Origin of the sequence: Pseudoalteromonas sp., from assembly GCF_041613455.1 — a bacterium.
Taxonomy (GTDB): Bacteria; Pseudomonadota; Gammaproteobacteria; order Enterobacterales; family Alteromonadaceae; genus Pseudoalteromonas.
Map to the genome: position 1 here is coordinate 1 of NZ_JBFJHD010000151.1, position 7,480 is coordinate 7,480.

General features: G+C 42.7%; 9 protein-coding genes. 1 reads left to right on the top strand and 8 read right to left on the bottom strand.

Going from position 1 to position 7,480, the window contains the following annotated elements; genetic code table 11:
* From ABYB02_RS12500 to ABYB02_RS12535, 8 genes are all read right to left on the bottom strand, one after another.
* A partial coding sequence (locus ABYB02_RS12500; RefSeq protein WP_372762776.1) for an ABC transporter permease occupies window positions 1–270 on the bottom strand: 270 nt, incomplete at its 3' end.
* Entirely contained in the window at window positions 263–970 is a 708-nt protein-coding gene (locus tag ABYB02_RS12505; RefSeq protein WP_372762777.1) for an ABC transporter ATP-binding protein, read from the bottom strand. The genes ABYB02_RS12500 and ABYB02_RS12505, both read right to left, overlap by 8 nt.
* Complete coding sequence (locus ABYB02_RS12510) at window positions 967–2,133, bottom strand: efflux RND transporter periplasmic adaptor subunit (RefSeq protein WP_372762778.1); 1,167 nt, start codon at window positions 2,131–2,133, stop codon at window positions 967–969. Before ABYB02_RS12510 ends, ABYB02_RS12505 begins: the two co-directional genes overlap by 4 nt.
* 54 nt (window positions 2,134–2,187) lie before the next feature.
* Complete coding sequence (locus ABYB02_RS12515) at window positions 2,188–2,901, bottom strand: YIP1 family protein (RefSeq protein WP_372762779.1); 714 nt, start codon at window positions 2,899–2,901, stop codon at window positions 2,188–2,190.
* 191 nt (window positions 2,902–3,092) lie between these two features.
* Window positions 3,093–3,758, bottom strand: coding sequence for a hypothetical protein (locus ABYB02_RS12520; protein WP_372762780.1), 666 nt, complete (start codon window positions 3,756–3,758; stop codon window positions 3,093–3,095).
* Between the two features lie 53 nt (window positions 3,759–3,811).
* Window positions 3,812–3,991 carry a hypothetical protein gene (locus ABYB02_RS12525; RefSeq protein ID WP_372762781.1) on the bottom strand — a complete coding sequence of 60 codons (180 nt, stop codon included), beginning with the start codon at window positions 3,989–3,991 and terminating at the stop codon, window positions 3,812–3,814.
* 134 nt (window positions 3,992–4,125) lie between these two features.
* Complete coding sequence (locus ABYB02_RS12530; RefSeq protein ID WP_372762782.1) at window positions 4,126–4,803, bottom strand: TorF family putative porin; 678 nt, start codon at window positions 4,801–4,803, stop codon at window positions 4,126–4,128.
* A gap of 273 nt (window positions 4,804–5,076) precedes the next feature.
* Window positions 5,077–6,240 (bottom strand): hypothetical protein, encoded by a 1,164-nt coding sequence (locus ABYB02_RS12535; protein ID WP_372762783.1) that lies wholly within the window; start codon window positions 6,238–6,240, stop codon window positions 5,077–5,079.
* Window positions 6,241–6,652: 412 nt separating this feature from the next.
* On the opposite strand from ABYB02_RS12535, the gene ABYB02_RS12540 reads away from it, so the two are divergent.
* Window positions 6,653–7,480: AsmA family protein (locus tag ABYB02_RS12540; RefSeq protein WP_372762784.1), on the top strand; the 828-nt coding region annotated here is incomplete at its 3' end.

Here is a 7,480-nt window from a genome sequence, read left to right on the forward strand (position 1 = left end):
AAAATCGTCGTAGCTGAGCTTGGCATTTTTACCCACCATTTCCAGCTCAATACTGGTATAAGGTTTTATAGTGGTGACGTCTGGCGACATATCGGCGAGTTGATCGTTTATTTGCTTGGTAAATCCTTGCATCACGGCGACCACAGTCACCACCGCAGCCACACCAATAATAATCCCTAAACAGGTAAGGGCTGAGCGCATGGCATTGGCTTTAATTGCTGAAAATGCGGCTTTGCTGCCTTCCATCGTAGCCAGAGCAAACTTAAACATATGGTTTTTCTCCTTGGCCTTTACTCACATCGCTGACAACCTTGCCATCCACTAGACGAATAACTCGCTGGCAATGGTCGGCAATTTCTTGCTCATGGGTCACTAAAATAATGGTGTGCCCTTCGTTATGCAGTTCATCGAATAAGGCCATAATTTCGCGCGTGGTTTTGCTATCTAGATTACCTGTGGGCTCATCCCCTAATAAAATATGGGGTTTAGTCACTAATGCGCGAGCAATCGCGACGCGTTGCCGTTGTCCGCCCGACAACTGGTTTGATAAGTGATTTACTTTATCGGCTAAACCCACCCGCTTGAGCGCCTCAAGGGCTTGCTGTTTGCGCTGTTTGCTGGGGGTGAAACGGTATACTAACGGCTGCATTACATTTTCGAGTGCTGAGGCGCGCGGTAATAAATTAAAGCTTTGAAAAATAAACCCGACGCTTTCGTTGCGTTGATGCGCTAGTTCGGTTTCGGTCATGCTTTTTACTAACTTATCCTTTAAATAATACTCGCCGCTGGTGGGGGTATCTAAGCAGCCTAACAAGTTCATTAGCGTCGACTTGCCTGATCCCGAAGGGCCAATAATGGCCACATACTGATTTTCGTTAATAACCACGTTTACATCATCAAGTGCTTTAAATACCTCGCTGCCCATGTGGTATTGCTTGTTAATCTGCGCAAGTTTAATTACCGCCGTCATGTGTTGTTTTCCTTCGCGGCGGTTTTTACTTTTACTGTGTCGCCTGCTGTTAAGGTGCTGAGCGGGCGAGCCGGGCCAATCACTATGTTGTCACCTTCATTCAGGCCCTCGGTAATAGCTTGCTCAATGTCAGACGAAATGCCGAGCTTTACAGTGACCTTGCTCACGGTGTTGTCGTTATTGAGACGCCACACAAAGCTGTCATCGCCCTCTTTTTGAATTGCTTCTATGGGTAACTTTAAACCGTTTTCGGCTATGCTGGTGGCTATTTCTGCTCTGCAGCTCATTCCGGCATACAGCTGGCGATCGGTGGCATCAAGCAACACTTTTACTTTAAATGATAACCCTTGGAAGCCAGGCTGGTTTTTAGCCGAGGTGCCAATGTTTATTACGGTGCCAGTAAAGGGGTTGTTTGGATACGCAGCGGCATAAATATTGGCCTGCTGGTTGAGTTTAATGCTGGCTATATCGGTTTCATCAACACGTAACTCAGCTAAAATAGCACTCGGGTCGGCAACCAGCATTAAATCCGAGCCGATAATATTAGTGGTACCAGCAATCACGGTTTCGCCTTCTTTAATATTAACCGAGGCTAATAAGCCACTCATCGGGGCTTTAAAGACACTTTTATTTAGCCGATCTTGGGCAATTTGCAACGAGGCATGGGCTTGGTTGTATGCTTCTTTGCGAGACTCAATCTCTATTTTGGCTAAGTCGCGGGCGCTTGCTAGGTTTTCGTAAACTTCTTGGTTACCTAACCCCACGTCGTATAACTCTTTTTGCCTTTTTAGCTGGCGCTCTAGGTTTGCTAAACGAATTTGGCTGTGCTTTATTTCAATTTCGCTGGCACGCAATAGCGCTTGGTTGCGGGTTACCTCAGATTCAAACGCGGTGGTATCAAGGCGCATTAAAATATCGCCTTGCTTGACACTTTGGCCTTCTTCAACAAAGACCTTGTCGACCCGACCAGTGACCTCTGAACGCAGCTGTACTTGTGTATTAAACACTAAGTTACCCGAGGCCATGATAGAGTCGGCAATGTTGCCAAGCTCAACTTTAGCAATATTTACTTCGGGCTGTTTTTTATCACCAGAAATTTGTTTTGATACAATAAGTGCTATAAATGCAGCAATAGCGAGCGTGATGATAATCGCTTTTTTCATTTTAATCGGTCCGTGGGTGAAATGTGCAGAGGCAATACAGCCTCTGCGCAGTAATTAAAGTGCCGCAATGAGCGCCCAAATAGCAAAAATGATAATGCTCGGCAGTGCCGCAAATAGCAGTGCTTTATTAGTGGAAAAATTGGTCCAGCATTTAAGCCCAACCATAGCTAAGGCAATGCTCCAGAAGGTAAACACGTTAATCGATTCAAGTAGGGTATAAAATGGGCTGCTTACATCAAGGCCAACAATAAGTTGGTTAATAGAAGCGTAATTAAATACCGCTTGTTGCGAAATTTCATCGCTATTGGCCAACATCACTAATGCGATAGTCCCTAGGCTTGAAATAACCACTGGCATCATGGTCCATAACGAAAAACCATACCAGGCACCATAGCCGTGTTGTGAGTTAGGATCGAGTTTGGCAATCAGCATATAATAAAGCGCCATTAACGCGTTCATGATAATCAGGCCAAAAACTCCGCCAAGCATGCCAAACCATATTTGATTGGCAGCATTTTGTTCTATCGCTTGGCGGATCATTTTTTGCTCGCCAATGGTGGCATCCACACTGGCGGCTGTTACTTGTTCATTGATCAAAAACTGTAAATCAACGTTAGTATAAAAAATGTACATACTGGCGGCGGTGGCCGCTGCAATGCAAAAAAGTGCCAGCCACGACCAGCCCTTGGCGTGTTCTACGCCATTAAATGCTTTGCTAGGGCTGATATAAATGTCGATTAGCGCACTGAACGCGTTAGGTGATTTCATTATTATTCCTTAATAACCTAATTATGTGGAGGGTGAACGGCTTATAGCATAAGACAAAATGAGGGGAGGGTGATGAATTTATTGTAACGGTTTGTTAACGTGGCGAGAGCGCTACTCAAGGTTTACTGTAATTAGATGGTTTTATTTTTAGTCGGGTTACATGCAAAATGTAACCCAAGTATGAAATTTAGCTAGTCGTGGGAAAGTGTTAATCCGCTTGGATTATCTGTAGCTATATAAAGGGCCTTTAATTTTTTATCGCCATTTTCTGTTTCTGTAAACTGCTGAAAAGAGTAGTTTGTTGCAAAGTTAGATAGTGTATCAATCGATGCTTGATTACTGTTTTGGGTGTAAGTGAGTTCTACTGCACAAACTTTCCCCGCACAATCAAGTTCTTGCTGTAAAATATGCACATCTTTCAACTCAGCCAGAATAAAGCTATGCAGCTGTTCTTTGCGTAATTGCGCTTGTTCTGAATAATCAATTTCTGACATGCGTGCGAGTAGTTGTGAAGTATCCGTTTGAAATACGTTGTCTAATGCTTTTTTTGATACAAATTCTTTTCCATCCTCAGTTGAAACAAACTCTTCAGAGAAAGCGTGAGGGCTTGAAATAGGCAATTTAGATATCGACGCCACTTTTTGCTCTGCAATGTTGTGCTGTTTGACTGATGCTTCAGCAGCTTTATTTAATAGAGCTTTGGGCTCAATCGGCTGTTTAGCGTTTCCAGTACTAAGGGTGGTTTCAGCAGCAGGTTGTGTGTGGGTTAGCGGAGGTTTTGAGGGCTGTCCTGTGTTTAAAATTCTAATGCCCATGGCGGCGGCAATAACAAGTGCAATTACAAATATGTATTTCATTTTACTATCCTTAGAAAAGAAAGGCGTACGCCTTTCTAAGTAACGCTTAATTTTTACTTTATCATGCAAGTAATGCGACCACCATCAGAGCAAGAGTAACTCACAGTGTCGCCATCATGTACAACAGTCATGCTACCTGATGAGCAACTGCATGTCATGGTTGCATAACTTAATGAGCTCATTGTAATTAGCGTAAGTGCTAAAATAGTGGTCACTTTTTTTGATAAATTCATAATAATCCTTAATCGTGATTTAGAATTTAAATGTTATCTTATTGTTTTTTTGTAAATACTTATTTTTACTGGGTGGTTTATATATAAAAAAGGGCCTTACGGCCCTTGGGTTGCAGCAATTACAGTGTCATTTGTTATAAGGTAAAGTCGACGGAATAAGCAACATAGGCTTTTATGTCTGAGCCATCGAGATCGTTATCAGATAAACCCAAGGTGAAACCGTCTTTAGTGATTGATACGCCATAATCAACAATATTGTCATCACCAATAAAATCACCAGAGTAATGACCTAAGTGCAGGGCGACTTGTGTACCACTGCTACCAACGGCAAACCCGTAGTCAGCGCTTAGGTACAGTGAGTCAGCAAAGTCGCTGCCGTCACCGCTTGCCGCAGACGTTGCCAGTAGTGCGGCGCCAAAGGTAAATCCCGCAGCACTGATGCTGGCGTAAACTTCAGAAAAGTCGGCATCAGCTGCAGACGCTGCATCTGGGTAGGCATAATAAATATAACCAACATCGTAACTAACGCTGTCATTAATGGCACCGCCAAAACCTGCGTATAAGTCTAACTCGTAGGTCATTTCATCAGCCCAGGAGGCATTAGAAACCCAGCTCCCGGCATAAAAGCCCGACTCGCTACTGTAATCAATACCGCCGGATATGGCGGCATCCCCCCCCGTTTGTTGTTGGCCACGCCATAAGTAATTAGATGTGGCAGCCGCATTGGCAGTAACTTCGGCATAGGCAGTTGTTGCTGTGCTTGTCAGTAAGGTAAAGGTGCTGATAACGATGATTTTTTTTAGTATTTGCATGTACATTTCCTGTTATATGAGAGGCACACCAACGCTAAAGAGTATTGCAATGAGCATTTTTGGCGGCGTATGTTATTTAACTGGAAAGGGGGTTGCACTGTGTGTACCAGCTTGGTAAAAGTACTAATTAAAAATTATTATTAGTTTAATTACAGTAATTTAAGGGTTTTTATTGACGGCGTAGAATATTGTAGAGGGGGCTGTTTTCACATCAAAGGTGCATAAATCAACCTAGCTGCACCAAGGCGGCGCGGCTAGGTTAGCTATTAATGATTAACCAAAAATAGTGCGCATTAAACTAATCGTTTCGTTAACGCCACGGCCTTTTTGTACTTCACTAATAATAGAATCACGCTTACTGCGAATATGTTCAGGAATATCGTCAGCAGCGAGCGCGCGGTCGACTAAAATTTCTGCAGACTCTTTACCTCTACGTTTTGCTTTACCTGTGCTAGTGGTGCTGCGTTTAGGTTTATTAAGTAGCTTTATGTAGTTAGAGTTATCGGCGGTCGTTGTGTCTGCGTAGTAAAAGAAACACGGGATCAGCGCTTTAATACTGACTAATTGCTGTTCTAATTCGTTACCCGCTTTGGCCATTTTAAACCAAGACAGGGTATGAATTTTTTGTACTACATCTTGCCAGTAACGCTCAAAATCAGTGTTCTTCAGCTTGCTAATACCCAGCGCACCACATAGTGCATCTAATCTATTATTACTGATAGGCGTAAATATGTCTGGGCGACGCATTGCTAATAAGCGTGTAGCTGGAGCAAGCGTTGGCTTTTCATTACCTTCGCTAAACAGTTTTAAGTAAGCAGCAACAAACTGTTGGTATTCATAATGGGTAATATTGCCTTCCAGCGGAATATGGCTAAGCGCATCGTCAAACGCGCCTGGCATATCAGCCAATAGTTGATGGAAGCCTTTCGCGCTTTTAGTTGACGCAAACCATTCCACATCAAAGTTATAGGTGCTTGGATCGAGAGATGCCATGTGCTTACCGCTAAATGCTAGTAAGTCTTCTGGGATCATCTCTTTCAGTGACTGTTCACGAATGCTGGCAATGTAATTTGTTAAGCGAAGTTGCTCATCAAGGGCAATTAGTTCTTGGTGCTGCTCAATAAAGCCCGTCACTACCGGCCAAGGAGCTACACGTAATGTTTTAACTTGTAAAAAGCTAATCGCAGAAATAAGCAGATCGTGTAACTTTTTAAGTACCGGAAGTTGCTGTGGTTCTAATAAATCGTAGTTCATACGATCTCTACTTGCGCTCAGTAGTTCGTAGCACCAGAGTAAAAAATCATCAGGGTGGTTTTCTACTTTCACCGCCATTAGATTTAGGCTGAGTTCTGAGGATTGCTTCAGAATGTTTTGATAAATTTGGTTTTCTTGCTCGCCTAGCGCCATTTTTGACGGTGAAATTAGCAGTTTTTTCATGCCTTGTAGAACCTCGAGTTAAATGCATTTTTTAGCTGGTCTATTTTAGCGCAAATCTAACAATAACAACAGAGCGATATAGCCGCGTGATTAATAGAGCGACTGTATTGGCGCTAATTATTAGCTTATTAAAATTATAAAATCGTGGTATTGCAGCAAATAAATAGAGTGTATTGCTCTGCTAGGGTGGCTGTTATGAAAGGTTAATGCATTGAAAAGTAATGATTTGCATTAAGACAACAAGGTTCAGTGAGCTACTGTACAGTATAATTAGTTGATTATTAAAGTGGCGCACCCGTTGATGATGGAAAAAATAAATTAATAGAATCAGGCTTTTTTTGCAAGCGACCATGATTTTAACGCTAACTCTCGCTATGATATGAATATTATTTGCACATTTGAAAGGATCATCATGAAAACTTTATTTAAAATTATTGGCGTAATACTGCTGCTCTGTATTGCAGTGATTGTTGCTGCGCCATTTTTAATTCCTAGCGACGCTATTTTTAATAAAGTCTCACAGCAGGTTGAGCAAACGACCGGGCGGACACTCACTATCAAAGGTGAAAAAAGCTTGAGTGTGTTTCCTGCTTTAAAGTTAGAGCTGAATGATGTGCACTTTGCCAACATGAAATCGGGCTCACGAGCCGATATGGCAAGTATGCAACAGCTTGTGGTGCATATTCCGTGGTTGTCGTTATTAGATGGCGAGTTTAAATTAGAAAAGTTTGTGATAAATGAACCGGATATCTTATTAGAAACCGATAACAGCGGTCGCGCCAACTGGCAGTTATTTACTGGCGTTACAGAGCAACCGAAGCAAAAAACGAGCGGTGAGCCGGTTAAATTACCGGAGAACTTTGATATTGAACTTGGCGAAGTGGCTATTTATGGCGGGTCATTTACTTACCTCGATGGCAAAACGGGCGCAAAACAGCAAATAAGTGATTTAGAGCTGGCAATTTTATTGCCATCACTGCGTAAATCACTAGAGGTGAAAGGGGCAATCACCTATATGCAAGAGCGCTTTGAAATTGATATCACACTAGATACTCCTGCAAAAGCCATTGAGGGGCGCCCTTTTGACGTTAAACAAAGCCTAGATTCACGTTTAGTTGATATGAATTTTAGCGGCACAATTGCCGAGCAAGGCGAAGATATTAAAGGTCGTTTATCGGTCAGTGGTGACTCGGTAAAGAATCTTGCCAAATGGCAAGGGGTGGCATTAAACGCCAAAGAG